Source organism: Janthinobacterium sp. SUN206 (assembly GCF_030587305.1).
GTDB classification, from domain to species: domain Bacteria; phylum Pseudomonadota; class Gammaproteobacteria; order Burkholderiales; family Burkholderiaceae_D; genus Janthinobacterium; species Janthinobacterium kumbetense.
In genome coordinates, this window is the sequence record NZ_JAPWIB010000003.1 from 512775 (window position 1) to 538579 (window position 25805).

The 25805-nt window shown below is 57.9% G+C and carries 39 protein-coding genes; 37 read left to right on the forward strand and 2 right to left on the reverse strand.

What is annotated here, in order from left to right:
• The first annotated feature begins 143 nt into the window (after positions 1-143).
• Both rpsJ and O3300_RS19230 read left to right on the forward strand, forming a co-directional pair.
• Complete coding sequence (gene rpsJ / locus O3300_RS19225; protein ID WP_010394389.1) at positions 144-461, forward strand: 30S ribosomal protein S10; 318 nt, start codon at positions 144-146, stop codon at positions 459-461.
• Between the two features lie 212 nt (positions 462-673).
• Positions 674-1519, forward strand: a complete 846-nt coding sequence (locus tag O3300_RS19230; RefSeq protein ID WP_305053832.1) for a DUF817 domain-containing protein — start codon at positions 674-676, stop codon at positions 1517-1519.
• A gap of 19 nt (positions 1520-1538) precedes the next feature.
• Here O3300_RS19230 and O3300_RS19235 read toward each other — a convergent pair whose 3' ends face one another.
• Positions 1539-2087 carry a tetratricopeptide repeat protein gene (locus O3300_RS19235; protein ID WP_099665741.1) on the reverse strand — a complete coding sequence of 183 codons (549 nt, stop codon included), beginning with the start codon at positions 2085-2087 and terminating at the stop codon, positions 1539-1541.
• 175 nt (positions 2088-2262) lie between these two features.
• On the opposite strand from O3300_RS19235, the gene creB reads away from it, so the two are divergent.
• From creB to dsbD, 33 genes are all read left to right on the forward strand, one after another.
• Positions 2263-2988: a two-component system response regulator CreB gene (gene creB, locus O3300_RS19240; RefSeq protein ID WP_305053833.1), complete on the forward strand. Its 726-nt coding sequence runs from the start codon at positions 2263-2265 to the stop codon at positions 2986-2988.
• A complete protein-coding gene (creC, locus tag O3300_RS19245; protein WP_289899527.1) occupies positions 2985-4406 on the forward strand; it encodes a two-component system sensor histidine kinase CreC in 1422 nt (473 codons plus the stop codon). The genes creB and creC overlap by 4 nt, the downstream gene beginning before the upstream one ends.
• A gap of 86 nt (positions 4407-4492) precedes the next feature.
• A complete protein-coding gene (gene creD, locus O3300_RS19250; RefSeq protein ID WP_305053834.1) occupies positions 4493-5920 on the forward strand; it encodes a cell envelope integrity protein CreD in 1428 nt (475 codons plus the stop codon).
• A gap of 170 nt (positions 5921-6090) precedes the next feature.
• On the forward strand, positions 6091-6285 hold the full coding sequence (locus O3300_RS19255; RefSeq protein ID WP_077398840.1) for a hypothetical protein: 195 nt from the start codon (positions 6091-6093) through the stop codon (positions 6283-6285).
• A 303-nt stretch (positions 6286-6588) separates the two neighbouring features.
• Entirely contained in the window at positions 6589-7245 is a 657-nt protein-coding gene (gene rplC, locus O3300_RS19260) for a 50S ribosomal protein L3 (protein WP_010394393.1), read from the forward strand.
• A gap of 3 nt (positions 7246-7248) precedes the next feature.
• A complete protein-coding gene (gene rplD, locus O3300_RS19265; RefSeq protein WP_034753197.1) occupies positions 7249-7869 on the forward strand; it encodes a 50S ribosomal protein L4 in 621 nt (206 codons plus the stop codon).
• Positions 7866-8183 carry a 50S ribosomal protein L23 gene (rplW, locus tag O3300_RS19270; RefSeq protein ID WP_010394398.1) on the forward strand — a complete coding sequence of 106 codons (318 nt, stop codon included), beginning with the start codon at positions 7866-7868 and terminating at the stop codon, positions 8181-8183. Before rplD ends, rplW begins: the two co-directional genes overlap by 4 nt.
• Complete coding sequence (gene rplB / locus O3300_RS19275; protein WP_034753198.1) at positions 8183-9010, forward strand: 50S ribosomal protein L2; 828 nt, start codon at positions 8183-8185, stop codon at positions 9008-9010. Before rplW ends, rplB begins: the two co-directional genes overlap by 1 nt.
• Positions 9011-9020: 10 nt before the next feature.
• Entirely contained in the window at positions 9021-9296 is a 276-nt protein-coding gene (rpsS, locus tag O3300_RS19280; protein WP_008444295.1) for a 30S ribosomal protein S19, read from the forward strand.
• Entirely contained in the window at positions 9293-9625 is a 333-nt protein-coding gene (gene rplV, locus O3300_RS19285) for a 50S ribosomal protein L22 (RefSeq protein WP_170840583.1), read from the forward strand. The genes rpsS and rplV overlap by 4 nt, the downstream gene beginning before the upstream one ends.
• Positions 9626-9634: 9 nt before the next feature.
• Complete coding sequence (gene rpsC, locus O3300_RS19290) at positions 9635-10459, forward strand: 30S ribosomal protein S3 (protein ID WP_034753199.1); 825 nt, start codon at positions 9635-9637, stop codon at positions 10457-10459.
• 2 nt (positions 10460-10461) lie between these two features.
• Entirely contained in the window at positions 10462-10881 is a 420-nt protein-coding gene (gene rplP, locus O3300_RS19295; RefSeq protein WP_034753201.1) for a 50S ribosomal protein L16, read from the forward strand.
• 12 nt (positions 10882-10893) lie between these two features.
• The gene (rpmC, locus tag O3300_RS19300; RefSeq protein WP_010394412.1) at positions 10894-11085 is read left to right on the forward strand and encodes a 50S ribosomal protein L29; all 192 of its coding nucleotides are present in this window, start codon (positions 10894-10896) and stop codon (positions 11083-11085) included.
• Positions 11082-11354 carry a 30S ribosomal protein S17 gene (rpsQ, locus tag O3300_RS19305; protein WP_010394415.1) on the forward strand — a complete coding sequence of 91 codons (273 nt, stop codon included), beginning with the start codon at positions 11082-11084 and terminating at the stop codon, positions 11352-11354. The genes rpmC and rpsQ overlap by 4 nt, the downstream gene beginning before the upstream one ends.
• Before the next feature lie 253 nt (positions 11355-11607).
• Positions 11608-11976 (forward strand): 50S ribosomal protein L14, encoded by a 369-nt coding sequence (rplN, locus tag O3300_RS19310; protein WP_008444317.1) that lies wholly within the window; start codon positions 11608-11610, stop codon positions 11974-11976.
• 9 nt (positions 11977-11985) lie between these two features.
• Positions 11986-12300, forward strand: a complete 315-nt coding sequence (gene rplX / locus O3300_RS19315) for a 50S ribosomal protein L24 (RefSeq protein WP_034753204.1) — start codon at positions 11986-11988, stop codon at positions 12298-12300.
• Between the two features lie 6 nt (positions 12301-12306).
• Positions 12307-12846: a 50S ribosomal protein L5 gene (gene rplE / locus O3300_RS19320; RefSeq protein WP_010394421.1), complete on the forward strand. Its 540-nt coding sequence runs from the start codon at positions 12307-12309 to the stop codon at positions 12844-12846.
• A gap of 2 nt (positions 12847-12848) precedes the next feature.
• Entirely contained in the window at positions 12849-13154 is a 306-nt protein-coding gene (gene rpsN / locus O3300_RS19325) for a 30S ribosomal protein S14 (protein ID WP_010394423.1), read from the forward strand.
• A 14-nt stretch (positions 13155-13168) separates the two neighbouring features.
• Positions 13169-13564 (forward strand): 30S ribosomal protein S8, encoded by a 396-nt coding sequence (gene rpsH, locus O3300_RS19330; RefSeq protein ID WP_034753208.1) that lies wholly within the window; start codon positions 13169-13171, stop codon positions 13562-13564.
• A 10-nt stretch (positions 13565-13574) separates the two neighbouring features.
• Positions 13575-14108, forward strand: coding sequence for a 50S ribosomal protein L6 (rplF, locus tag O3300_RS19335; protein WP_034778281.1), 534 nt, complete (start codon positions 13575-13577; stop codon positions 14106-14108).
• 13 nt (positions 14109-14121) lie between these two features.
• The gene (rplR, locus tag O3300_RS19340) at positions 14122-14484 is read left to right on the forward strand and encodes a 50S ribosomal protein L18 (protein WP_010394431.1); all 363 of its coding nucleotides are present in this window, start codon (positions 14122-14124) and stop codon (positions 14482-14484) included.
• Between the two features lie 9 nt (positions 14485-14493).
• Positions 14494-15012: a 30S ribosomal protein S5 gene (gene rpsE / locus O3300_RS19345; protein WP_010394433.1), complete on the forward strand. Its 519-nt coding sequence runs from the start codon at positions 14494-14496 to the stop codon at positions 15010-15012.
• Positions 15013-15022: 10 nt separating this feature from the next.
• Positions 15023-15202, forward strand: coding sequence for a 50S ribosomal protein L30 (rpmD, locus tag O3300_RS19350; RefSeq protein ID WP_010394435.1), 180 nt, complete (start codon positions 15023-15025; stop codon positions 15200-15202).
• A gap of 30 nt (positions 15203-15232) precedes the next feature.
• The gene (gene rplO / locus O3300_RS19355) at positions 15233-15664 is read left to right on the forward strand and encodes a 50S ribosomal protein L15 (protein ID WP_034753211.1); all 432 of its coding nucleotides are present in this window, start codon (positions 15233-15235) and stop codon (positions 15662-15664) included.
• A gap of 32 nt (positions 15665-15696) precedes the next feature.
• Positions 15697-17031: a preprotein translocase subunit SecY gene (gene secY / locus O3300_RS19360; protein ID WP_010394438.1), complete on the forward strand. Its 1335-nt coding sequence runs from the start codon at positions 15697-15699 to the stop codon at positions 17029-17031.
• 18 nt (positions 17032-17049) lie between these two features.
• Complete coding sequence (infA, locus tag O3300_RS19365; RefSeq protein WP_005663428.1) at positions 17050-17268, forward strand: translation initiation factor IF-1; 219 nt, start codon at positions 17050-17052, stop codon at positions 17266-17268.
• A 42-nt stretch (positions 17269-17310) separates the two neighbouring features.
• On the forward strand, positions 17311-17424 hold the full coding sequence (gene rpmJ / locus O3300_RS19370) for a 50S ribosomal protein L36 (protein ID WP_010394471.1): 114 nt from the start codon (positions 17311-17313) through the stop codon (positions 17422-17424).
• Positions 17425-17438: 14 nt separating this feature from the next.
• Complete coding sequence (gene rpsM / locus O3300_RS19375; protein ID WP_046681666.1) at positions 17439-17804, forward strand: 30S ribosomal protein S13; 366 nt, start codon at positions 17439-17441, stop codon at positions 17802-17804.
• Positions 17805-17821: 17 nt separating this feature from the next.
• Positions 17822-18226: a 30S ribosomal protein S11 gene (gene rpsK, locus O3300_RS19380; RefSeq protein ID WP_010394475.1), complete on the forward strand. Its 405-nt coding sequence runs from the start codon at positions 17822-17824 to the stop codon at positions 18224-18226.
• Positions 18227-18484: 258 nt separating this feature from the next.
• Positions 18485-19108, forward strand: a complete 624-nt coding sequence (gene rpsD, locus O3300_RS19385; RefSeq protein WP_010394478.1) for a 30S ribosomal protein S4 — start codon at positions 18485-18487, stop codon at positions 19106-19108.
• Positions 19109-19214: 106 nt separating this feature from the next.
• Positions 19215-20192 carry a DNA-directed RNA polymerase subunit alpha gene (gene rpoA, locus O3300_RS19390; protein ID WP_008444343.1) on the forward strand — a complete coding sequence of 326 codons (978 nt, stop codon included), beginning with the start codon at positions 19215-19217 and terminating at the stop codon, positions 20190-20192.
• 133 nt (positions 20193-20325) lie between these two features.
• Positions 20326-20718 (forward strand): 50S ribosomal protein L17, encoded by a 393-nt coding sequence (rplQ, locus tag O3300_RS19395; RefSeq protein WP_034753219.1) that lies wholly within the window; start codon positions 20326-20328, stop codon positions 20716-20718.
• Between the two features lie 173 nt (positions 20719-20891).
• The gene (gene dsbD, locus O3300_RS19400; protein WP_305053835.1) at positions 20892-22841 is read left to right on the forward strand and encodes a protein-disulfide reductase DsbD; all 1950 of its coding nucleotides are present in this window, start codon (positions 20892-20894) and stop codon (positions 22839-22841) included.
• 71 nt (positions 22842-22912) lie between these two features.
• Here dsbD and O3300_RS19405 read toward each other — a convergent pair whose 3' ends face one another.
• Complete coding sequence (locus O3300_RS19405; RefSeq protein ID WP_305053836.1) at positions 22913-23449, reverse strand: Spy/CpxP family protein refolding chaperone; 537 nt, start codon at positions 23447-23449, stop codon at positions 22913-22915.
• Positions 23450-23635: 186 nt separating this feature from the next.
• Here O3300_RS19405 and O3300_RS19410 point away from each other — a divergent pair, with 186 nt between their 5' ends.
• Positions 23636-24364 (forward strand): response regulator, encoded by a 729-nt coding sequence (locus tag O3300_RS19410; RefSeq protein WP_034753223.1) that lies wholly within the window; start codon positions 23636-23638, stop codon positions 24362-24364.
• Positions 24361-25719: an ATP-binding protein gene (locus O3300_RS19415; RefSeq protein ID WP_099665736.1), complete on the forward strand. Its 1359-nt coding sequence runs from the start codon at positions 24361-24363 to the stop codon at positions 25717-25719. Before O3300_RS19410 ends, O3300_RS19415 begins: the two co-directional genes overlap by 4 nt.
• Positions 25720-25805: the final 86 nt, after the last annotated feature.

Consider the following 25805-nt stretch of genomic DNA (forward strand, 5'->3'; position numbering starts at 1 on the left):
CGGCGCCCTTCTTTTTATTCAACTGCCGGGGTTGGCAAGCATTTTGGTGCTATCATGTCGACCCTGACGGTTGTTGCGTCAGAAATTCCCGTATGACCTCATTGCCGTGCAGACTGCGCGGTTCGTTCTTTTAAGGAAATATCATGTCGGCACCAAACCAAAAAATCCGTATCCGCCTGAAGGCTTTCGATTACAAGCTGATCGACCAGTCCGCTCTGGAAATCGTTGAAACCGCGAAGCGCACCGGCGCTGTCGTCAAAGGCCCAGTACCACTGCCTACCCGTATTCAGCGTTTCGATGTGCTGCGTTCCCCGCACGTCAACAAAACTTCGCGCGATCAGTTCGAGATCCGTACGCACCAACGCCTGATGGACATCGTTGACCCAACGGACAAAACCGTTGACGCGCTGATGAAGCTGGACCTGCCAGCTGGTGTTGATGTCGAAATCAAACTGCAATAAGAGTTTTCAGGGCAGCTGACAATACCGTAGCATCAGGTATTGACAGCTGTTCCAGGCCGGCGGGGTGTCCCGCTGCCTGATGATGGGGCCGGGCCTGCTCACGATCGTGAGTGCGCCCGGCCCCATTGCTATTGGTGCTGCCCAGTACTGGCGCCACCTATCTGCGTTCAAAATCGCTTTACAGTGCTGCAGCCCATCGATAAAGTTGCTGCATGCTCAATGCTCTCGATACCCACCTGTTAAATGCGACTCCACGCCAGCGCCTGCGCGGCTGGTCACGCTTCCTGACCGAATTCCTGTATTTCGGCATCAAGGAGGCGAGGTCGTGCCTGTTCGTGGGGCTGTTTTTTGCTGCCGTGTTCCTGGTGCCGCGCGCCGGCCTGTTCGGCCTGCCGCGCTATGACGTGCTGCTGCTGGTGGCGCTGGCGATCCAGGCGGCGATGGTCTGGAGCGGACTGGAAACGTGGGATGAGCTGAAAGCCATTTGCCTGTTCCATGCGGTGGGCTTTGCACTGGAAGTATTCAAGGTATCGGGGACGATCCAGTCGTGGAGCTATCCCGACTTTGCCTATACCAAAGTGTTCGGCGTTCCCCTGTTTTCCGGCTTCATGTATGCGGCGGTCGGCAGCTACATCATCCAGACCTGGCGCCTGCTCGACATGCGGATTCGCCACCATCCGCCATACTGGATGGCGGTGCTGATCGCTGTTCTGATCTACGCCAACTTCTTTACTCATCATTACATCGGCGACTATCGCTGGTACCTGGCCGCCTGCGCGCTGGGCTTGTACGCGCGCACCACCGTGGTGTTCCGTCCGCTCGACCGCGACCGCAGCATGCCCTTGCTGCTCGGCTTCGTGCTGGTCGGCTTCTTCATCTGGCTGGCTGAAAACATCAGCACTTTCTGGGGCGTGTGGCGCTATCCGAACCAGCTTGGCGCCTGGTCGGTGGTGCATGTCAGCAAATGGAGCTCCTGGTCGCTGCTGGTGGTGATGACGTTCACCATCGTGGCCCACCTCAAGCACATCAAGGCCAGCATCCACGTCGCCCAGCCGTAGGCCGGGCTCCGGGCGTCTCTTATTGCAGGCTGGCCGCCACCGCGTCGAAGCGCGCGCCCAGTGCCGCCTGCGGACCGCCTTGCAGCTGCCTGGCGTACTGGCGCAACACTTCCGCCGAATACGTGCGCGACGCGGACGACAGCTTCGGCAGCAACGGCAGCACGCGTTCCAGGTAGCCTGTGCCTTCCTGCCACTTGCCTTGCGCGGCCAGGGCCGACGCCAGTTCCACCATGCGACGGCCGACGCGCGCATCGCTGCGTGGCTGCGCCGCTTCTTCCGTGGCCAGGGCTTGCCGGTACAGCTGCTCCGCTTCGGCATTCTTGCCCTGCAAGCGCTTGATGCGGCCGAGGTTGTACTGGCGCTGCGAGAGGATGTCCGCGCTGGCCCCGGCCTGCTCGGCGCTGCGCAGCGCCTGTACGCAAGCCAGTTCCGCTTCGCCAAACTGGCCCTTGAGCTCGGCCGCGTTGCAGGCGTCTTGTTGTGCGTTGGAGGTGGTGATCGTCGCTGGCGCCGCGCAGGCGGCCAGCAGGCTGACAGCGCATAGCAGGCTGATGGTATGGTTCTTCATAGTCTCCTCGGACGGGTGTTGGGCACGGTGTATCAGTGGAGTCATGCTGCGATAAATATACTATAAGTTTTTTGGGGCGGGTGGCTTTTTGCCGGCGCGCGGCAAGGCGCGCGATTGACGCCGCTTGCGTGCTTCAGGGATACTCCGGGTCTGTCCACTACTGCGTGCCGCCGCCATGTCCAAGACTGTCCTGATCGTGGAAGATGAACAGGCGATTGCCGACAGCATCGCCTATGCCTTGCGCACGGACGGCTTTGCGCCGCGCCATGTGATGTTGGGCGAGCAAGCCCTGGCCGCGTTGCGCCCAACGCCCGGCGAAGCCGCGCAGATGCCCGTTCTGGTGGTGCTCGACGTGGGCTTGCCCGACATGAGCGGGCTGGAAGTGTGCCGCCGGCTGCGCCAGTTTTCCGAGGTGCCGGTGATCTTCCTGACGGCCCGCAGCGATGAGATCGACCGTATCGTCGGCCTGGAAATCGGCGCCGACGATTACGTCACGAAACCGTTTTCACCTCGTGAACTGGTGGCGCGCATCCGCGTCATCCTGCGCCGCGCAGGTGTCGCGCAAGCTCCCCGCGAGACTGGCATGACGATAGCCGCGCCTGTCGCCGCGCCGGCGCGCTTCGAATTGCGGGCGCTGGAGGCGAAGGTGCTCTTTCACGGCCAGCCGCTGGACCTGACCCGCTATGAATACCTGTTGCTGAAAACCCTGCTCGCGCATCCCGGCCACGTGCTGTCGCGCGCGCAGCTGATGGAGCGCGTGTGGAGCGGGGCGCCGGACACGCTCGAGCGTACCGTCGACGCGCACGTCAAATCGCTGCGCGCCAAGCTGCGCGCCATCGATGCGCAAGTCGACCCCATCCACACCCACCGTGGCCTCGGCTACAGCCTGGCCGGCGCATGAAGATCGGCCTGCGCATCCTGCTCGGCTACTTCCTGATCGTCGGGCTGGCCGCATGGTTCCTGCTGAACGTCTTCATGGAGCAGGTCAAGCCCGGTGTGCGCTCGACCCTGGAAGACACCCTGGTCGACACTTCGCAGCTGCTGGCCAGCCTGGTGGCGCCCGACGTGAAGGCGGGCAGCCTGGCGCAGTCGCCTGTGGCAGAACGCATGCAGGATTACGCGCGCCATGGCGTGGACGTCAATATCAACGGCGTGCGCAAGCGCACGCTCGATTACCGCATCACCATCACGGACCGGCATGGCATCGTGCTGTTCGATTCCAGCGGGCGCGACGTGGGCCGCGACTATTCGCGCTGGAATGACGTGTACCTCACCTTGCAGGGCAAGTATGGCGCGCGCAGCACGCGCAGCCGGCCAGACGACGAGATGTCGACGGTCATGCACGTGGCCGCGCCGATTCGCGACGGCAATGAGGTGATCGGCGTGCTGACGGTGGCCAAGCCGAATGCCAGCGTGCAGGCGTTTGTCGAGCGCAGCCAGCGCAAGATATTGCAGCGCGGCGCCGTGCTGTTGCTGCTGTCGCTGCTGATCGGCCTGGCATTCGCCTGGTGGCTGCACCATGCGCTGGGCAAGTTGATGCATTACATCGGCGACGTGGAAGCGGGGCGCAAGGTGGCGCTGCCGGCGTTGGGCCAGAACGAGATCGGCACCCTGGGGCGGGCGCTGGAGGCGATGCGCACACGCCTGGAGGGCAAGGAGTATGTGGAGCAGTTGATGCACACGCTGGCGCATGAATTGAAAAGCCCGATCGCCGCCATCCAGGCCTCTGCCGAGCTGCTGCAGGAAGACATGCCGCCGGCCGAGCGCCGCCAGTTTCTCGCCAGCATCCTGGAGCAGAATGCGCGCCAGCGGCAACTGATCGACAAGCTGCTGGCCCTGGTGCGCGTGGAAAAGCAGCAGCGCCTGGATAACCCTGAGCGCATCGCGCTGGCGCCCCTGCTGGCGCAAGTGGCGCAGGATGCGGCCGCCACCCTGGCGGCGCGCGGCGTGCGTCTGCAGCTGCAGCACGACGAGGCGAGCGTGGCGGGCGACCCCCTGTTGCTGCGCCAGGCGCTGGGCAACCTGCTCGATAACGCGGCCGGCTTCGCCCCGCCCGGCAGCTGCATCGACCTGACGGCGCGGCGCCAGGGTAGCCAGGTGGAAATTGCCGTGCGTGACCGCGGCGCGGGCATCCCCGCATATGCGCTCGAACGCGTCTTCGAGCGCTTCTACTCCTTGCCGCGCCCGAGCGCCGGTAAAAGCACGGGCCTGGGCCTGCCTTTCGTGCGCGAGGTCGCTTCCCTGCATGGCGGCACGGTCGAGGTGCTCAATCATGCGGAAGGCGGTGCCTGCGCGTGCCTGTGTCTGCCGCTGGCTTAGCGCACTATATTTACAGGCTTCACACAGACTGCATCGTCAGCGCATACAGCTTTCCTACACTGGCCGCCTTACTTCAAGGATGCGCCATGCAAAAAACTCTCTTAGTCAAAGCGATGATCGTGTTCGGCCTGATGTTGCTGATCGGCCTGCCTTTGCTGATGATTCAGGAAACGATCAAGGAGCGGATGGAATTCCGCCAGGAAGCCGTCAACAGCATCGCCGCCGATTCGGTGCGCGAACAAACCATCATCGGCCCCATCCTCGTGATTCCCTACACGGAGCAGTACGAAGAGCGCGTGGAAGTGGCCAAGGGTGATGACAAGGAAGCGAAAGCGCCTGCGCGCACGGAGTTGCTGCGCCGCTTGGTGCAGCGTCGCCTGCTCGTGTACCCGAACGATCTGCAGATCAACGGCAACATCGAGACGGACCGCCGTTACCGCGGCATCCACCAGGTGCTGGTCTACAGCGGCCAGCATGCGTTCAAGGGCGACTTCACGGTGCCGGCCAGCAGCCAGTTGCCGCGCAAGTCGCCGGACTCGCGCGTGACCCTGGGTCAGCCTTTCGTCGCCCTTTCCATCGAGGACGTGCGCGGCATCCGCAATATTCCGAAAATCGACTGGGGCGGACAAAAGATCGAGTTCGAGCAGGGTACCGACCTGTTTGCCTTCCGCAGCGGCCTGCATGCGCCGCTGGGCGCCATGCCCCTGGCGGCGCCGCAACAGGTGCGCTTCAGCTTTGACCTGGGCCTCGATGGCATCGAACGCCAGCATTTCGTGCCGGTGGCCAAGAACAGCCAGATCCAGATCAAGTCGAACTGGCCCCATCCGCAGTTTGGCGGGCGCTTCCTGCCGTCGCCGAAGAATCGCCAGATCGATGCCCAGGGTTTCAGTGTGGCGTGGAATATCTCGTCGCTGGCCACCAATGCGCAAACGCAACTGAGCACGATCGAAGGGGAATTCAAGGTGCCCGACAGCGCCCCGCTGGGCCAGATCGACCGCTTCAGCGTGGGCTTCATCGAGCCGGTGAACGTGTATTCGCAGTCGGACCGGGCCACGAAATATGGCTTGCTGTTCGTGGCGCTGACCTTTGCCGCCTTCTTCATCTTTGAAATCCTGAAAAGCCTGCCGATCCACCCGGTGCAATATTTGCTGGTGGGCCTGTCGCTGGTGATCTTCTTCCTGCTGCTGGTGGGCCTGGCCGAGCATATCGCCTTCCTGGCCGCCTATCTGATCGCCAGCGCCGCGTGCATCGCGCTGACCAGCTTCTATCTGGTGCACGTGCTGCACAACGCCTGGCGCGGGATCGGCTTCGGCGTGGCGCTGACCGTGCTGTATGGCGCCCTGTATGGCTTGCTGAGCTCGGAAAACAATGCGCTGGTGATGGGCAGCATCCTGCTGTTCGCCGTGCTGGCCGCCATCATGGTGGCGACGCGCAAGGTGGACTGGTATCAGGTAGGCAGGGGAGGGCAGCAATCGTCAGAGCCTGCTCCAGTGATGCATGAAAAAGATTGCTGATTTGGAAAATAATTGGTTTTAAGTTGGTATTGTTTACGGTAGTCTTTGGTATTGCTTTCCGGGCAGCACGGTATTGTGTGTTGCGGGAGTAATAGCGGGCGGCAGGAAGGATGGCTTGCCGCCACCGGGCAGTTCCTTTCATTCCAACATAACAACCTGGAGACAGCACCATGATCAAGAAACTGGCTTTTTTCCTCTTCGCCTGCGGCCTGAGTGCCGGTTACGCGTATGCCGCGGCGAGTGAGGATGTCTGGCAATGCCGTTCGCGCTGCGACAGCAGCTATGTCGGCTGCACCGGTTCATTGGGCGGTAGCCCGATTTGCCGTGACCTGCTCCAACATTGCCTGGAGCGCTGCAACGGCTAGACCAGCGACTCGCATGACGCATGGGCGCGGACGGGGTACAAGCCTGGCCCGCGCCCTTCTTTTTGTGGCGTCAGGGCGCATGGATGCTCATTTTGACGAGGCGCTGCGACAATTGCGGGAGGTGTTCGACAACTCCTGCAGGGGCGTCGCGCAACACTTTGACATACCTCGTGTTAACTTGTTGCGTCAAGGGTTTTTGTGCTATATACTAGCCGGCTTCGGTATGGATTCGTCTTTTTTGAGTCCTACGTTACTTTGTAGTTAAACAAGCCCCGCCCAATCGCAGGTGGGAATGGAGAAAAAATGAGCCTAGGCCTTCTCGGTCGCAAGGTTGGTATGATGCGCATTTTCACGGATGAAGGGGATTCGATTCCTGTCACCGTGTTGGACGTATCGAACAACCGTGTTGCGCAAATCAAAACCCCTGAAACAGATGGTTACTCCGCTGTTCAGGTCGCATTCGGTCAACGTCGCGCTTCCCGCGTGACCAAAGCTGTTGCTGGTCATCACGCTAAAGCTGGTGTTGAAGCCGGTACTCTGTTGAAAGAGTTCCGCGTTGACGCTGCTAAAGCCGCTGAACTGAAAGCTGGCGATGTTGTCGCTGCTTCCCTGTTCGAAGTCGGTCAAAAGATCGACGTGCAAGGCGTTACCATCGGTAAAGGCTATGCAGGCGTTATCAAACGTTACCACTTCGCTTCTGGCCGTGCAACGCACGGTAACTCGCGTTCGCATAACGTTCCAGGTTCCATCGGTATGGCACAAGATCCAGGTCGCGTTTTCCCTGGTAAGCGCATGACCGGTCATCTGGGTGACGTTAACCGTACGATCCAGAACCTCGTGATCGCCCGTATCGATGCCGACCGTCAGCTGTTGCTGGTCAAAGGCGCGATTCCAGGTGCGAAAAATGGCCAGGTAGTTGTCTCGCCAGCCATCAAAACCAAAGCCAAGAAGGGAGCTTAAACGATGGAACTCAAGCTTCTGAATGCGCAAGGTCAAGCCGCCTCGAACGTTGCTGCAGCCGATACGATTTTCGGCCGTGACTACAATGAAGCGCTGATCCACCAAGTCGTCATCGCTTATCAAGCGAATGCACGTAGTGGTAACCGCAAGCAAAAAGACCGTGAAGAAGTTCACCACACGACGAAAAAGCCATGGCGCCAAAAAGGTACCGGCCGCGCGCGTGCTGGTATGTCGTCGTCGCCACTGTGGCGCGGCGGTGGTCGGATTTTCCCGAACTCGCCTGACGAAAACTTCACCCACAAAGTGAACAAAAAAATGTATCGCGCAGGTATCTGCTCGATCCTGTCGCAGCTGGCTCGCGAAGAGCGCCTGATCGTCATCGACGATCTGACGATCGACGCGCCAAAAACCAAGCTGCTGTCGCAAAAATTGAACGGCCTGGGCTTTGATTCGGTTCTGATCATCACCGACGTTCTGAACGAAAACCTGGAACTGGCATCGCGCAACCTGCCTAACGTACTCGTCGTTGAGCCACGTCACGCAGACCCGATGTCCCTGGTGTTCTACAAGAAGATCCTGGTCACCAAAGCTGCATTGGCCAAGATTGAGGAGATGCTGGCATGAGCGCGATTTTGAAACATAGCGAAGAACGCTTGATGAAGGTGCTGTTGGCGCCCGTGATTTCCGAAAAGGCCACCATGGTCGCGGAAAAGAACGAGCAAATTGTATTCCGCGTACTGCCGGATGCAACCAAGCCTGAAATCAAGGCAGCGGTCGAACTGCTGTTCAAGGTTGAAGTTCTGTCCGTGCAAACTGCAAACCGCGAAGGTAAGCAAAAGCGCACCGGCAAGTTCAACGGTCGTCGTAACCATACCAAGCGTGCTTTCGTGTGCCTGAAGCCTGGCCAGGAAATCAACTTCTCCGAGGAGGCTGCATAATGGCACTCGTTAAGATGAAACCAACCTCGCCAGGCCGTCGCGGCATGGTAAAGGTGGTGAATGCCGACCTGTACAAAGGTCGTCCGTTCGCTGCCCTGGTTGAAAAGAAATCCAAGACCGCTGGTCGTAACAACAACGGTCACATCACCACCCGTCATATCGGTGGTGGTCATAAGCAACACTATCGCTTGATCGACTTCAAGCGCACCAAAGATGGTATTCCAGCGAAAGTGGAACGTATCGAATACGATCCAAACCGCACCGCGAATATCGCTCTGTTGTGCTACGCCGACGGCGAACGTCACTACATCATCGCAACCAAAGGCATGGCCGTTGGCGACAGCGTGATGAACGGTTCGGAAGCACCGATCAAATCGGGTAACTGCTTGCCAATCCGTAACATCCCAGTCGGTACCGTGATGCATTGCGTCGAAATGCTGCCAGGTAAAGGTGCCCAAATGGCACGTACCGCCGGCGCTGGCGTTGTGCTGATGGCACGTGAAGGTACCTACGCTCAAGTGCGTCTGCGCTCGGGTGAGGTACGTCGCGTGCACATCGAGTGCCGTGCAACGGTTGGTGAAGTCGGCAATGCCGAGCACAGCCTGCGTAAAATCGGTAAAGCTGGTGCGATGCGCTGGCGCGGTGTTCGTCCTACCGTTCGCGGTGTGGTCATGAACCCGGTCGATCACCCGCACGGTGGTGGTGAAGGTAAAACAGCAGCTGGTCGTCATCCAGTTTCGCCTTGGGGCCAACAGACTAAGGGTAAGAAGACACGCAGCAACAAGCGTACTACTTCCATGATCGTCTCGCGCCGCGGCAAGAAATAAGGGGTAGCACATGACACGTTCATTGAAAAAAGGGCCGTTCTGTGACGCCCACCTGGTGAAAAAAGTTGAAGCCGCGCAAGCAGCCAAAGACAAAAAGCCAATCAAAACCTGGTCGCGTCGTTCGACAATCATGCCTGACTTCATCGGCCTGACGATCGCGGTGCATAACGGCAAGCTGCACGTGCCGGTTTATGTTTCCGAAAACATGGTTGGTCACAAGCTCGGCGAATTCGCACTGACCCGTACGTTCAAGGGCCATGCAGCTGACAAAAAGGCTAAGAAATAATGGAAACTAAAGCTATCCTCAAAGGTGTGCGCCTGTCGGACCAAAAGGGCCGCCTGGTTGCTGACCTGATCCGTGGCAAGAAAGTTGACGCTGCACTCAACATCTTGCAATTCAGCCCGAAAAAAGGTGCTGCGATCATCAAACGCGTTCTGGAATCCGCTATTGCGAATGCCGAGCACAATGATGGCGCGGACATCGACGAATTGTTCGTGAAAACGATCTACGTCGAAAAGGGCCCCGTCCTGAAGCGCTTCACCGCGCGTGCAAAAGGCCGTGGCGACCGTATTTCGAAACAATCCTGTCACGTTTACGTGACTGTCGGTAACTAAGGAGCCACGATGGGTCAGAAAATTCATCCAACCGGTTTCCGTCTGGCGGTCACCCGTAACTGGGCTTCGCGCTGGTATGCAGGCAACGGTAATTTCGCTGCCATGCTGAACGAAGACTTGAAAGCACGTGCTTACCTGAAAAAGAAACTGAAGAACGCTTCCGTTGGCCGCATCGTTATCGAGCGCCCAGCCAAGAACGCGCGCTTCACGATCTACAGCTCGCGTCCAGGCGTGGTCATTGGTAAAAAAGGCGAAGACATCGAAGTACTGAAGTCCGCGCTGACCAAGATCATGGGCGTACCTGTTCACGTGAACATCGAAGAAATTCGCAAGCCAGAAATCGACTCGCAACTGATCGCCGACTCGATCGCTCAGCAGCTGGAAAAACGGATCATGTTCCGCCGCGCCATGAAGCGTGCAATGCAAAATGCAATGCGCCTGGGTGCTCTCGGTATCAAGATCATGTCGTCCGGCCGTCTGAACGGTATCGAAATCGCACGTAAAGAGTGGTACCGCGAAGGCCGCGTGCCTCTGCATACCCTGCGCGCCGATATCGACTACGGTACCAGCGAAGCGTCGACCACCTACGGCATCATCGGTGTCAAGGTGTGGGTATACAAAGGTGACCGCGCGCCTAACGGCGATGCACCAGTCATCGATACCCCAGCTGACGAGAAGAAAAGCCGCGGCCCACGCCGTGACGATGGCAAGCCAGCTGGCCGTCCACGTCCAGCCGGTGCCGGTGCGAAACCATCCACAGCACCAGGTGCACGTGTGCGTACCGCCGCTAAACCGGCCGCCGCAGCAGCACCAGCTGAGAAAGCAGGAGAATAATCATGCTGCAACCAGCACGCAGAAAGTATCGTAAAGAGCAGAAAGGCCGTAATACCGGTATTTCGCACAGCCGCGGCACCGCCGTGTCGTTTGGCGAATTCGGTCTGAAGGCAGTTGCGCGCGGTCGTATCACTGCGCGTCAAATTGAAGCGGCGCGTCGTGCAATGACGCGTCACATCAAGCGCGGTGGCCGTATCTGGATCCGTATTTTCCCGGACAAACCGATTTCGAACAAACCGGCTGAAGTCCGTATGGGTAACGGTAAAGGTAATCCTGAGTACTACGTCGCTGAAATTCAGCCAGGCAAAGTACTGTATGAAATGGATGGCGTTGATGAAGCGCTGGCACGGGAAGCATTCCGTCTTGCCGCCGCTAAACTGCCACTGGCGACGACGTTTGTCATCCGCCAAGTCGGCCAATAATTGGAGTTGTATATGAAAGCATCTGAACTCCGCGGCAAGGACCAGCCAGCTCTGCAAAAAGAGCTGAATGACCTGTTGAAGGCACAGTTCGGCCTGCGCATGCAAATCGCTACGCAGCAGCTGAGCAACACTTCGCAGCTCAAGAAGGTACGCCGCGATATCGCGCGTGTGAAGACGGTAATGAATCTGAAGGAAGCCAAATGAACGAACCAGTGAAACAGTCGCTCAAGCGCACGCTGATCGGTAAAGTGGTTTCGGACAAGATGGACAAGACCGTTACCGTTCTGATCGAGCGCCACGTAAAACATCCTTTGTATGGCAAGATCATCATGCGTTCGAACAAGTATCACGCGCATGACGAGACCAACCAAGTCAAGGCCGGTGACACGGTCGAGATCCAGGAAGGTCGCCCGATCTCCAAAACGAAGGCATGGACGGTGACACGTGTGGTTCAAGCCGCACCAACCGTTTAAATAAAAACCACCGTTTCGGCGGTGGCTTTTAATTAGTACTTGCAGGCCCGCAAATTGTATGTAATACTTGCGGGCTTCGTTCATGTAACGCCGCAAAGTGTCTGGCCACAGACAGTAGCATTCGCGGTCAGTTGATGTATGAAGGTCATGCACCCAAACAGTGAAGCCCAGCAGGGCGGCTCTGGCGGGACCAAGACTGACCGTGGGTCTACATTGTGTGGATTCTTCGGCTTAAGTTGGGAAAGAGAATACTATGATTCAAACTGAAAGCCGGCTCGAAGTGGCTGACAATACCGGTGCCAAAGAAGTAATGTGCATCAAGGTATTGGGCGGCTCCAAGCGCCGTTATGCTGGCATTGGCGATGTGATCAAGGTAACCGTTAAGGTTGCTGCGCCACGTGGCCGTGTCAAAAAAGGTGAAATTTATAACGCCGTGGTTGTGCGCACCGCTAAAGGTGTTCGCCGCCAAGACGGTTCCCTGGTGAAGTTCGACGGCAACGCCGCCGTTCTGTTGAACGCCAAGCTGGAACCGATCGGTACCCGTATTTTTGGACCTGTCACGCGCGAACTGCGCACTGAGAAGTTCATGAAAATCGTGTCCCTGGCACCGGAAGTCCTGTAAGGAGTCGTAATGGATAAGATTCGTAAAAACGACGAAGTCATCGTTCTGACCGGGAAAGACAAGGGCAAACGTGGTGTGGTACAGCAGCGTATCGATGCTGAACATATCGTGGTTGACGGCATTAACATCGCTAAAAAAGCGACTAAGCCAAACCCGATGACTGGCGTAACTGGTGGTATCGTCGATAAGACCATGCCAATTCACGTGTCCAACGTTGCATTGTTTAATGCAGCGACTGGCAAGGCAGATCGCGTGGGTTTCAAAGAAGTGGACGGCAAGAAAGTTCGCATCTTTAAATCCTCCGGCGAAGTAGTGAAGGCTTAAGAAATCATGGCACGTCTCCAAGAATTCTATAAAGAAAAAGTCGTTGCCGACCTGACCAGCAAGTTTGGTTACAAGTCGGTAATGGAAGTTCCACGCCTGACCAAGATCACCCTGAACATGGGTGTTGGTGAGGCTATCGCGGATAAAAAAGTTCTCGAGCACGCAGTTGCTGACTTGACCAAGATCGCCGGCCAGAAGCCAGTGACCACCAAGTCCCGCAAAGCGATCGCAGGCTTCAAAATCCGTGAAGGTTACCCGATCGGTACGATGGTCACCCTGCGCGGCGCTCGGATGTACGAGTTCCTGGATCGCTTCATTACCGTGGCTCTGCCGCGCGTACGCGATTTCCGTGGTGTGAACGGCCGTGCATTTGATGGTCGTGGCAACTACAACATCGGTGTCAAGGAACAGATCATTTTCCCTGAAATCGAATACGACAAGATTGACGCGTTGCGCGGTATGAATATCAGCATCACGACAACCGCTAAGACCGATGACGAAGCCAAAGCTTTGCTCGCCGCCTTTAAATTCCCTTTCAGGAACTGATCATGGCCAAACTGTCACTGATTAATCGTGAGATCAAGCGTGCTGACCTGGTGGCGAAATTCGCCCCTAAGCGCGAAGCTCTCAAGGCCATCGTCGATGACCAATCGAAATCGGAAGAAGAGCGCTACGAAGCTCGCCTGAAATTGCAGGCGCTGCCACGTAACTCGAACCCGACGCGTCAACGTAACCGTTGCGCCATCACTGGTCGTCCGCGCGGCACATTCCGTAAATTCGGTCTGGGTCGTATCAAGCTCCGTGAATTCGCCATGCGTGGTGAAATTCCGGGTATGACAAAAGCAAGCTGGTAATAGGAGAATATGCAATGAGTATGAGCGATCCTATCGCCGATATGCTGACCCGCATTCGCAATGCACAAGGCGTGCAAAAGACGACCGTGGCCATGCCATCGTCGAAAGTCAAAATTGCGATTGCCAGCGTCCTGAAGGACGAGGGTTACATTGAAGATTTCGCTGTTGCCGAAGCTGGTGGCAAAGCGGAACTGAAAATCGGTTTGAAGTATTATGTTGGCCGTCCCGTCATTGAGCGCTTGGAGCGCGTGTCCCGTCCGGGTCTGCGCGTCTACAAGGGTAAAGACGAGATCCCTGTTGTGATGAATGGCTTGGGTGTGGCGATCGTGTCGACTCCGCAAGGCGTCATGACTGACCGCAAAGCACGCGCTACCGGTGTCGGCGGCGAAGTTATTTGCTACGTGGCTTAAGGAGTTACACATGTCTCGAGTAGCTAAAATGCCTATCGTAGTGCCAGCTGGCGCCGAAGTCGCCATCTCCGCACAAGCGATCACCGTAAAAGGCCCGCTGGGCGTACTTTCCCAGGCCCTCACCGGCCAGGTCAAAGTGGAAAACAATGCAGGAACCCTGAGTTTCGACGTGGCGAACGACAGCCGCGAAGCCAATGCCATGTCCGGCACGCTGCGCGCACTGGTCAACAACATGGTTGTTGGCGTCACCAAGGGTTTCGAGAAAAAGCTGAACCTGGTAGGCGTGGGTTACAAGGCGCAAGCTCAAGGCGACAAGCTGAATCTGTCCCTGGGTTTCTCGCACCCTGTAGTGCATGACATGCCAGCTGGCGTTACCTGCGCAACACCAACCCCGACCGAGATCCTGATTAAAGGTATCGACCGTCAACAGGTTGGCCAGGTAGCCGCTGAAGTTCGTGCTTACCGCGCTCCTGAGCCTTATAAAGGCAAGGGCGTTCGCTATGCGGACGAAGTGGTTAAGCTTAAAGAAACCAAGAAGAAGTAATTAGGGGCTGACGATGGATAAGAAAGAATCACGGCTTCGCCGCGGACGCCAAACCCGCATCAAGATTGCGGAATTGAAAGTAAATCGCTTGTCGGTGCATCGCACCAACCTGCACATTTACGCCAACCTGATCAGCCCGGACGCTAAAGTCCTGGTTTCGGCCTCGACGGCTGAAGCGGAAGTTCGCGCTGAACTGGCAGGCCAATCCGGCAAAGGCGGCAATGCCGCTGCTGCAGCCTTGATCGGCAAGCGCGTCGCTGAAAAAGCGTTGAAAGCAGGGATTACCGAAGTTGCGTTTGACCGCTCCGGTTTCCGTTACCACGGCCGTGTGAAAGCGTTGGCAGAAGCCGCACGCGAAGCCGGTCTGAAGTTCTAAGGATCAATCATGGCAAAAATGCAAGCAAAAATGCAAAGCGACAAGCCGGATGATGGCATGCGCGAAAAAATGATCGCGATCAACCGCGTGACCAAAGTGGTCAAGGGTGGTCGTATCATGGGTTTCGCCGCGCTGACCGTAGTTGGTGATGGCGATGGCCGCGTCGGCATGGGCAAGGGCAAATCGAAAGAAGTGCCAGTTGGCGTGCAGAAGGCAATGGAAGAAGCCCGTCGCAACCTGATCAAAGTACCGCTCAAAAACGGTACCTTACATCACACGGTTGTTGGTCGTCACGGCGCCTCCAAGGTCCTGATGAACCCAGCTAAGCCTGGTACTGGCGTTATCGCTGGTGGCGCAATGCGCGCTATCTTCGAAGTGATGGGCGTGACGGACGTGGTGGCGAAATCCACCGGTTCGAACAACCCATACAACCTGGTACGCGCTACGCTGGACGGCCTGTCGAAAATGAGCACTGCTTCCGATATCGCTGCCAAACGCGGCAAGTCGGTCGAAGACATTCTGGCTTAAGGTGGACAAAATGACAAACACAGTCAAAGTGCAATTGGTCAAGGGCTTGATCGGTACGCGCGAATCGCATCGCGCTACCGTGCGCGGTCTGGGTCTGCGTCGTGTAAATTCGGTTTCCGAATTGCAAGACACCCCATCCGTACGCGGCATGATCAATAAAGTATCGTATCTCGTTAAAGTTGTCGGGTAAGCCTTCGGGCTTACACGAACGGAGCAAATCATGGAATTGAATACTATTGCACCAGCCGAAGGCGCTAAGCACTACAAGCGTCGCGTCGGTCGCGGTATCGGCTCCGGCCTGGGTAAAACCTCGGGTCGTGGTCACAAAGGTCAGAAATCGCGTTCGGGCGGCTTTCATAAAGTCGGTTTCGAAGGCGGTCAGATGCCTCTGCAACGCCGTCTGCCTAAGCGCGGTTTCAAATCGATGCACGCAACCTTCAAAGCTGAAGTGCGCCTGTCCGATCTGAACAACCTGGCTGTTGGCGATGTCGACATTCTGGTCTTGAAGCAAGCTGGCGTTCTGGGCGTGTTGGCCCGTGACGTGCGCGTGATCTTGTCCGGCGAAATCACCAAAGCGGTGAATTTGAAGGGCTTGAAAGTGTCCGCTGGCGCGAAAGCAGCCATCGAAGCAGCCGGCGGCTCGGTAGCCTGAGTTGACCGCTAACAGCTTGATCGGAGCGAAAATTGGCGACTAATCCACAACTTGCTAAAAGTGCAGCGGCCGGTTTCCCTTGGGGACGGCTCTGGTTTTTGCTTGGCGCATTGGTGGTTTATCGTATCGGTGCTCACGTCCCGGTTCCCGGGATTGACCCGACACAATTAGCCTCGCTGTTCAAGGAGCACGAAGGCGGCGTCCTGGGCATGTTCAACATGTTCTCGGGCGGTGCCTTGTCTCGTTTTACAGTGTTTGCGCTGGGTATCATGCCTTATATCTCGGCCTCGATCATCATGCAATTGCTGTCGATCGTGTCACCGCAGATGGAAGCGTTGAAAAAAGAAGGCGAAGCAGGTCGTCGCAAGATCACCCAGTACACCCGGTATTTCACGGTTGCCCTGGCACTGTTCCAAGCGTTAGGCATTGCAGTCGCACTGGAGTCGCAAGCTGGTCTGGTGTTGGAACCTGGTCTTGCATTCCGCTTCGTGACGGTCGTCACTTTGTTGACCGGAACAATGTTTTTGATGTGGTTGGGTGAGCAAATTACCGAGCGTGGCTTGGGGAATGGCATCTCGATCATCATTTTTGCCGGGATTGCAGCAGGTCTGCCGTCGGCGTTGGGTGGCTTGTTCACTCAGGTGTCGAATGGTTCGATCGGCAGCTTCAGCGCGATTTTCATCGTGATCCTGGTAGCACTGGTAACGTACTTCGTCGTATTCGTCGAACGTGGTCAGCGCAAAATATTGGTCAATTACGCGAAGCGCCAGGTAGGCAACAAGATTTATGGCGGTCAAACCAGCCATTTGCCGTTGAAGCTGAACATGGCCGGCGTGATCCCGCCGATCTTTGCTTCTTCGATCATCTTGTTCCCGGCCACTATCGTGGACTGGTTTTCAAAGGGCGCCGACAATGCTAACCCTGCGGTGCGGTTCTTGAAAGATTTGGCAGCATCGATGGGGCCTGGTGAGCCTATCCATGCGCTGTTGTACGCAGTGGCGATCGTGTTTTTCTGTTTCTTCTATACAGCGCTGGTCTTTAACAGCAAGGAAACAGCGGATAACTTGAAGAAAAGCGGTGCGTTCATTCCCGGGATCCGTCCAGGCGAACAGACAGCCCGTTACATCGACAAGATCCTGACACGCTTGACACTTGCCGGCGCAGTCTACATCACCCTGGTGTGTTTATTGCCGGAATTTATGCAAGCCCAGTGGAAAGTACCATTCTATTTCGGCGGTACTTCTTTATTGATTATTGTAGTTGTCACCATGGATTTCATGGCGCAAGTACAGAACTACGTGATGTCGCAGCAATATGATTCACTGCTGCGCAAAGCAAATTTCAAGGGCGGAATTCCGACGCGTTAAGCGCGGTAAACATACCGAATGGCAAAAGACGACGTCATACAGATGCAGGGCGAGATTCTTGAGAATCTCCCAAATGCAACATTTCGAGTGAAGCTGGAGAACGGACACGTGGTGCTCGGGCATATTTCAGGTAAAATGCGGATGAACTATATTCGCATTCTCCCTGGAGACAAGGTGACGGTGGAGTTAACGCCGTACGACCTGAGCCGAGCCCGCATTGTGTTCCGTACCAAGTAACACACTGAATCAAACCAAAGAAGCGAAAGAAAGAGCCCAAAAATGAAAGTTCTCGCATCAGTCAAGCGGATCTGCCGCAACTGCAAGATCATCAAGCGCAAAGGCGTAGTCCGCGTTATCTGCGTGGAACCACGTCACAAGCAGCGTCAAGGTTAATCGAGGAATAACAAATGGCACGTATTGCAGGGGTTAATATCCCAAATCATCAGCATACCGTTATCGGCCTGACGGCCATCTACGGTGTGGGCCGTCCACGCGCAGAGAAAATCTGTGCATCGACCGGTGTAGCAACCAACAAAAAGATCAAAGATCTGGATGACAGCGAACTGGAAAAGCTGCGCGATGAAGTAGGTAAATTCATCGTCGAAGGCGATCTGCGTCGTGAACTGTCCATGAACATCAAGCGTTTGATGGATCTGGGTTGCTACCGCGGCATGCGTCATCGTAAGGGTCTGCCTTGCCGTGGCCAGCGTACGCGTACGAACGCACGTACCCGCAAGGGACCGCGTAAAGCCGCTCAATCGCTGAAAAAATAATCCGCTAGGGAATAATTATGGCTAAGTCGCAAAATAACGCCGCATCAGCACGCGTGCGTAAAAAAGTTAAAAAGAACGTCGCTGAAGGCATCGCGCATGTCCACGCTTCGTTCAATAACACCATCATTACCATCACCGATCGTCAAGGCAATGCCTTGTCGTGGGCTACCTCCGGCGGTGCAGGCTTCAAGGGTTCGCGTAAATCGACCCCATTCGCAGCGCAGGTCGCCGCGGAAGCCGCTGGTAAAGTGGCTGTTGAGTGTGGTGTGAAGAACCTGGAAGTACGTATCAAGGGCCCAGGTCCTGGTCGTGAGTCCGCCGTTCGCGCGCTGAACAACCTGGGCATCAAGATCACCGAGATCCAGGACGTGACGCCGGTACCGCACAACGGTTGCCGTCCACCGAAACGTCGTCGTATCTAAGATAGTGTTGCAGAGGGCGCTTCGGCGCCAGCTGCTTTGCTGTCTGTTGTAACTCAGTACAGTTGTGTGAAAACGCTGGAGCAGGGAGCCGGAAACGGTTATACTGCCCGGCTGTTCTTGCCTGTCAAATCCTGTTTGACGGGTTTTTCGTTTTCAGCCACCGTCTGATTGAAACCAAATCAGACTAGCGCCTAACCGCATCAGTGTGTTTGATCATGCATGTGGCTGGGGCGTTATCATTTAAAAAAAGGAAGTATCGTGGCACGTTATATCGGACCTAAAGCAAAACTTTCCCGCCGTGAAGGTACAGACCTGTTCCTGAAGAGCGCACGTCGCTCGCTGGACAGCAAGTGCAAACTGGACGTCAAGCCAGGCCAGCACGGTGTCAAATCCGGCGCCCGCACCTCGGACTACGGTAACCAACTGCGCGAAAAGCAAAAAGTCAAGCGCATGTACGGCGTGCTGGAACGTCAATTCCGCCGCTACTTCGCTGAAGCAGACCGTCGTAAAGGCAACACCGGCGAAACGCTGTTGAAGTTGCTGGAAACGCGTCTGGACAACGTTTGCTACCGCATGGGCTTTGGCTCGACCCGCGCTGAAGCGCGTCAATTGGTCAGCCACAAAGCGTTCACCGTGAACGGTATCGTTGTGAACATCGCTTCGTACGCAGTCAAAGTTGGCGACATCGTTGCTGTTCGTGAAAAATCGAAAAAGCAAGTGCGTATCGTTGAAGCACTGTCGCTGGCTGAACAAGTTGGTATGCCTAGCTGGGTTTCGGTTGATGCCAAGAAAATGGAAGGCACCTTCAAGTCCCTGCCAGAGCGTAACGAAATCGCTAACGACGTCAACGAATCGCTGATCGTCGAGCTGTACTCGCGTTAATAGTAGTTAGCAAGACTCCCGCCCACTCACTTTCTTGAGTGGGCGTTTTACTAATGCCATCAGCCTTATCGGTGTAATGAGCCGAGGGTATTGAAAAGGACATTTCATGCAAAACAGTTTGTTGAAGCCACGTATTATCGATGTTGAAGCTCTCGGTGCAGGTCACGCCAAGGTCGTGATGGAACCGTTCGAGCGCGGCTATGGCCACACATTGGGTAACGCGTTGCGCCGCGTTCTGCTGTCGTCGATGGTAGGCTACGCGCCGACCGAAGTGACGATCGCTGGCGTCGTCCACGAATATTCCTCCCTCGATGGCGTGCAAGAAGACGTCGTCGATCTGTTGCTGAACTTGAAGGGTGTGGTTTTCAAAGTCCACAACCGCGATTCGGTAACCCTGACCCTGAAAAAAGAAGGCGAAGGCGCCATCCTGGCCTCCGACATCGACCTGCCGCATGACGTCGAACTGATCAACCCTGACCACGTGATCGCCCACCTGACCGCTGGTGGCAAGCTGGACATGCAGATCAAGGTTGAAAAAGGCCGCGGCTACGTTCCTGGTAACGTGCGTCGCCTGTCGGAAGACACGAACAAGACCATCGGCCGCATCATCCTGGATGCGTCGTTCTCGCCAGTGCGCCGTGTATCGTACTTCGTTGAATCGGCCCGCGTTGAACAGCGTACCGACCTGGATAAGCTGATCATCAACATCGAAACCAACGGCGTGATCTCGCCGGAAGAAGCGATCCGCCAGTCGGCCCGCGTCCTGGTGGACCAGTTGAATGTGTTCGCTGCCCTGGAAGGCACGGAAGCCGCCGCCGAAGCGCCATCGCGCGCTCCGCTGGTCGATCCTATCCTGTTGCGTCCAGTCGACGACCTGGAGTTGACCGTGCGTTCGGCGAACTGCCTGAAAGCGGAAAACATCTACTACATCGGCGACCTGATCCAACGTTCGGAAAACGAACTGCTGAAAACGCCAAACCTGGGCCGCAAGTCCCTGAATGAAATCAAGGAAGTGCTGGCATCGCGCGGCTTGACCTTGGGCATGAAGCTGGAAAACTGGCCGCCTGCCGGCCTGGAAAAGTAATACGTAGTTGTAGCAAACTGCCTGGGACAGGTGTCCCAGGCTTTTATTTTGTAGCACCAAACCGGCCCGCGATGAAGCTTCCGCCTCATTGATCGAAGAGCTGGAATTTAAACACTCACCGAAAGGATTTATCATGCGTCACGGTCACGGCCTCCGTAAACTGAATCGTACCTCGTCCCACCGTCTGGCAATGCTGCGCAACATGACAGTATCGCTGCTGCGTCACGAAGCGATCAAAACCACCCTGCCAAAAGCAAAAGAACTGCGCCGCGTTGTCGAGCCAATTCTGACCCTGGGCAAAACCGACTCCCTGGCAAACAAGCGTCTGGCCTTCAACCGCCTGCGCGACCGTGAAATGGTCGTCAAACTGTTCGCTGAACTGGGCCCACGTTTCGCCAACCGTAACGGTGGTTATGTGCGTATCCTGAAAATGGGTTTCCGCGTCGGCGATAACGCTCCTATGGCGTTCGTTGAACTGATGGATCGTCCAGATACGACCGAAGCAGTTGAAGTTGCTGGCGAGTAATCCCAGTAATTGCATCTGAGAAAGCCAGGCCTAGCCTGGCTTTTTTGTTTTCTGCTGCAGCTATCCTTGCTGCGGTGTACTATTCTTCTTTCGCGCCGGCCCGGCACAAGCGCTGCCCGCTCCGCGCGACTCTTGTCGAATGGCACAGCTGATGCCGCAGAAAAAGGTTGTTCATGTCCCGTTTCCCTTCCAGCGCCACCGCGCGCGCCGCTCCCCTACATCAACTGCTGATCTGGCTTGCCACCTGTCTGCTGCTGGCCATGGCCGTCTTTGGCGCCAATCAGGCCCGTGCCGACGATGAATTCCTCGATCCCGAGCTGGCGTTTAAATTTTCCGCGCGCATGCAGGACCCGTCCACCATTGCCGTCACCTATGTGATTGCCGATGGCTACTATATGTACCACGAGCGCTTCAAGTTCGAAGCCGTGGGCGCCAAGCTGGGTACGCCAGTTTATCCGAAGGGCAAGGTCAAGTTCGACGACACTTTCCAGAAGAACGTGGAAACCTTCCGCCAGACCCTCACCATCACCATTCCCGTGGAAGCGGCCGGCGCGTTCACCCTGAAGGCGACGGGCCAGGGCTGCTCGGACAAGGGCCTGTGCTATGCGCCGCAGGATGCCACGGCCCAGCTGGTAGGCGGTGGCGGCGGCCAGAGCATGGCGCCGGGCGGCTTGCCGTCGAAGTTCGCCTTGCCGGCCGCGCCGGCAGTCGACACGGCCGCCGTCAACGGCCCGCAGGCGCAGGCGTCGCCCGGCGTGTCCGTCATGAGCATTCCCCAGGCCAATATCACCAGCACGCCCGAGCCGGTAGCGGCAGCGCCCGTGGAGGCCAGCCCTGCGCCCGCGCAAAGCGAGATGGGCAAGATCGAAGCGGCCCTGAAGGGCGGCAAGCTGCTCGTCATCGTGCCCCTGTTCATGCTGCTGGGCCTGGGCCTGGCATTTACGCCGTGCGTGTTGCCGATGGTGCCGATTTTGTCGTCGATCATCATCGGCGATGGCGCCAAGGTCAGTCGTTCGCGCGGCTTGCTGCTGTCGCTGACGTACGCGTTGGGCATGGCCATCGTCTACACGGCGCTGGGCGTGGCGGCCGGCCTGGCAGGCGAAGGCCTGGCGGCCCAGCTGCAAAATCCGTGGGTGCTGGGCTTCTTTGCCCTGCTGATGGCAGGCCTGGCGCTGTCGATGTTCGGCTTGTATGAGCTGCAAGTGCCGGCTTTCCTGCAAGGCAAGCTGACGTCCGTGTCGAACCAGCAATCGTCGGGCCGCCTGGCGGGCGTGTTCGTCATGGGCGCCATTTCCGCCCTGATCGTGGGGCCCTGCGTGGCCGCGCCGCTGGCCGGCGCCTTGCTGTACATCAGCCAGACGCGCGACGTCGTCATCGGCGGCAGCGCCTTGTTTGCCATGGCGGTGGGCATGAGCGTACCTCTGCTGTTGGTTGGCGTGTCGGCCGGTACCCTGCTGCCCCGTGCAGGCGCCTGGATGGACGCTGTCAAGCGCTTCTTTGGCGTACTGCAGCTGGGCGTGGCCTGGTGGCTGGTCTCGCCCGTGCTGCCGGGCGCCGTGCAGATGATGGGCTGGACGGTGCTGTTTGTCGGCTACGGCATGTATTTGCTGGTGGGCAAGAGCGGCGCGAAGAACGCCTGGATCGCCAAGGCCTTCGGCCTCGTGTTTGCCGTGCTGGGCGCGATGCAACTGGTGGGTGTGGCCAGCGGTGGCCGCGATCCGCTGGCGCCGCTGGCCCACCTCGGCGGCGGGCAAGTGCATGCGCAACCGTTTATGCGCGTAAAGACCGTGGCGCAGCTCGATGCGGCGCTGGCCCAGCTCAATGGCAAGCCGGCCCTGCTGGACTTTTATGCGGACTGGTGCGTGTCCTGCATCGAAATGGAAAAGCTGACCTTCGTCGATCCCGTCGTGCGCGAGAAGATGGGGCAAGCCGTGCTGCTGCAGGTGGACGTGACGGCCAATGATGCCGACGACAAGGCCATGCTGAAACGTTTTCAGCTGTTCGGCCCGCCGGGCATCATCATGTTCAACCCGCAAGGGCAGGAAATCGCCCAGTCGCGCGTGATCGGTTTCCAGAACGCCGCCACCTTCCTGACCTCCTTGCGCAAGCTCGACGGGCAGTAAGCGGTCACTTGTCTCGTCAATAAGAAAAAGCCTGCATTGCAGGCTTTTTCTGTGTTCACACCCGCTACAACTTAGCCGGCTTTGGGATGCTGCTGCATGCCGTCGTGAGCGCCACGGTGCCCACCGCGGTGGTCGCCGTGCTTGCCGCCAGGCACGCTGTCGTCAAACACTTTCTTTTGCTCCGGCGTCAGCACGGCATAAAAGGTTTTCAGCGAGGCCAGGCGGCTTTCCTGGTTCGCGATGCGCTCCTTCGACATGGCGATCCATTGCTCCATGCGTTCCGGCGCCGACAGCTTGGCCATCGCTTCGCGCTTGGCTTTCCAGTCGCCCATCGGTTTTTTCGGCGCATTGGCGGCCGTGAAAGTGGCCCAGGCCGGTTCCTGCGCGGCCGTCAGCTTCAGTTTGTCGTGCAGGCGGGCCTGGTACTTGGCCATGCGCTCGGCCGGGTTGCCGCCGCGGTGCTGGCCATCGTGTTGCATCTTGGTACTGGCGGCAGGCGCGCTGGCGGCCGCTTCCTGGGCGTGGACGGTCAGCGATGCCGCACCCATGCCGAGTACGCTCATGGCGATGATCAAATTCTTGCGCAAGGTTGTCATTGAGGCGTTCATCTGGATTCCTTTGTAAAAGTGAGGGATGTACATGTTGCTGCACATGAATCCATGTTGGACGCGCCATGTTTCCCCGAAGTGTCCGCTGCCAGACAGTTTGTATCTATATGTTTCTTCGGGTCTCCTATATACAAGACGATACAAATGCGCTGTGCAAGGCCGGGGGAAGTGGGGATAATTCGTACCATGGAACCCACTTCTACAATTCTCATCGTCGACGATGACCGCGATATCCGCAGCTTGCTGGCGGACTACCTGGAAACGAACGCCTACCGCACCCTGGGCGCGGCAGATGGCACGGCCATGTGGAAAATCCTCGACGAAACGCGGCCCGACTTGATCGTGCTGGACTTGAACCTGCCCGGCGACGATGGCCTGACCCTGTGCCGCAAGCTGCGCGCCCAATCGACGGTGCCGGTGATCATGTTGACGGCGCGCAATGAGCCGCTGGACCGCATCCTGGGCCTGGAAATGGGCGCCGACGATTACTTGCCGAAACCGTTCGAACCGCGTGAATTGCTGGCGCGCATACGCAGCGTGCTGCGCCGCAGCCATGCCATGCCGTCGAACGTGCCATCGGACAAGGCGCAGCAAATCCGCTTTTCCGGCTGGACCCTGGACTTGACGGCGCGCCACCTGCTCAATCCCAGCGGCCTCGTGATCATGCTGTCGGGCGCGGAGTTCCGCTTGCTGCGCGTGTTCCTGGAACACCCGAACCGCGTGCTCAACCGCGACCAGCTGCTGAACCTGACGCAGGGCCGCGACGCCGACCCGTTCGACCGCTCGATCGATATCCAGATCAGCCGCCTGCGGCAAAAGCTCGGTGAAGATGCCCGCTTGCCGCAAATCATCAAGACCGTGCGCAACGGCGGCTACGTGCTGGCCGGCCAGGTCAATGTGGAGCCGCACGCGTGAAGGCCTTCCTCGGGTCGATGACGGGCCGCGTCTTCATGTTCTTGCTGATCGGCATCGTCGCGTCGGCCGCGCTGACGCAGTGGCTGGCCGTGGGCGAACGTCAGCGCGCCATCGAGCAATACCGCGACTACCACGCCGTCGAGCGGGCCGAGCAGCTGGTGATGGCGGCCGACGTGGTGCCGCTGGCCTCGCGCGCCGCCTACCTGAAAGTGGCCAACAAAGGCAGCGTGCGCCTGGAACTGCGTCCCGAAACGGAACATACGCCCGGCGCGCCGACGGAGTTTTCCACCGCCCTGCAAGCCAAGCTGGGCGAAGGTTTCAAGGTCAGCGCGCTGGCCGAACGCCCGGCCGCCTGCGTCAAACCGCGCCAGACGCCGGGCATGTTTGCCGCCAAGCCATGGGGCGGCACGTGCGAAAACCTCGACGTGCGCATGCAGGATGGCCACGTGCTGCGCCTGATGGTCTTGCCGCCGCGCCAGCAGCCGCCGTTCAATGAACACAACGACTGGATGACCTTGCTGCCTTTCCTGATCAGCATCGCCATCCTCGCCTACCTGGTCACGCGCATGACCATGCGCCCGCTCAAGCAGCTGGCGCAGGCGGCGAAAGACCTGGGCAACGACATCAACCATCCGCCGCTGACCCTGTCGGGCGCCAGCGAGATCCGCCAGGCCAGCGCCGCCTTCAATGCCATGCAGGCGCGCATCCGCCAGCATATTTCCCAGCGGACACAGATGCTGGCTGCCATCACGCACGACTTGCAGACGCCGCTGACGCGCTTGCGTTTGCGCCTGGAAAAAGTGGCCGATACGGAATTGTATGACCGCCTGGTGGGCGATTTGTCGGCCATGCAGAGCATGGTCAAGGAAGGGCTGGACCTGGCCCGCTCGATGGATAGCACGGAAGCGATGCAGGCGCTCGACCTCGATTCCCTGTTGGATAGCGTCTGTTCCGACGCGGCTGATGCCGGCCAGAAAGTCACCCTGAATGGGCAGGCAGGCATGGCCTTGATGGCGCGCCCGATCGCCATGCGGCGCTGCCTGGTGAACTTGATCGACAATGCCGTCAAATATGGCCTGTACGCGCAGGTTGCCGTCGAGCGCATCCCGGGTGCCGCGCGCATCCGCATCCGCGACGGGGGGCCAGGCATTGCGCCAGATCAATTGGCTAAAGTGTTCGAACCGTTTTACCGCATCGAGACTTCGCGTTCGCGCGAATCGGGCGGCACGGGCCTGGGCCTGACCATCGCGCGCAATATCGCCGAACAGCATGGCGCCACGGTTTCACTGCTCAATCATGTCGACGGTGGACTGGAAGTCACCCTCATCGTGCCTGAGTATTACGCAGGAAAGTGAGCATTTCCGTGCGACAATATTGTGCTTTATGCCCCCTGGCAACTACCTTCAACCAGCAGCCCTGCGCTGCGACAGCGTGACAGAAC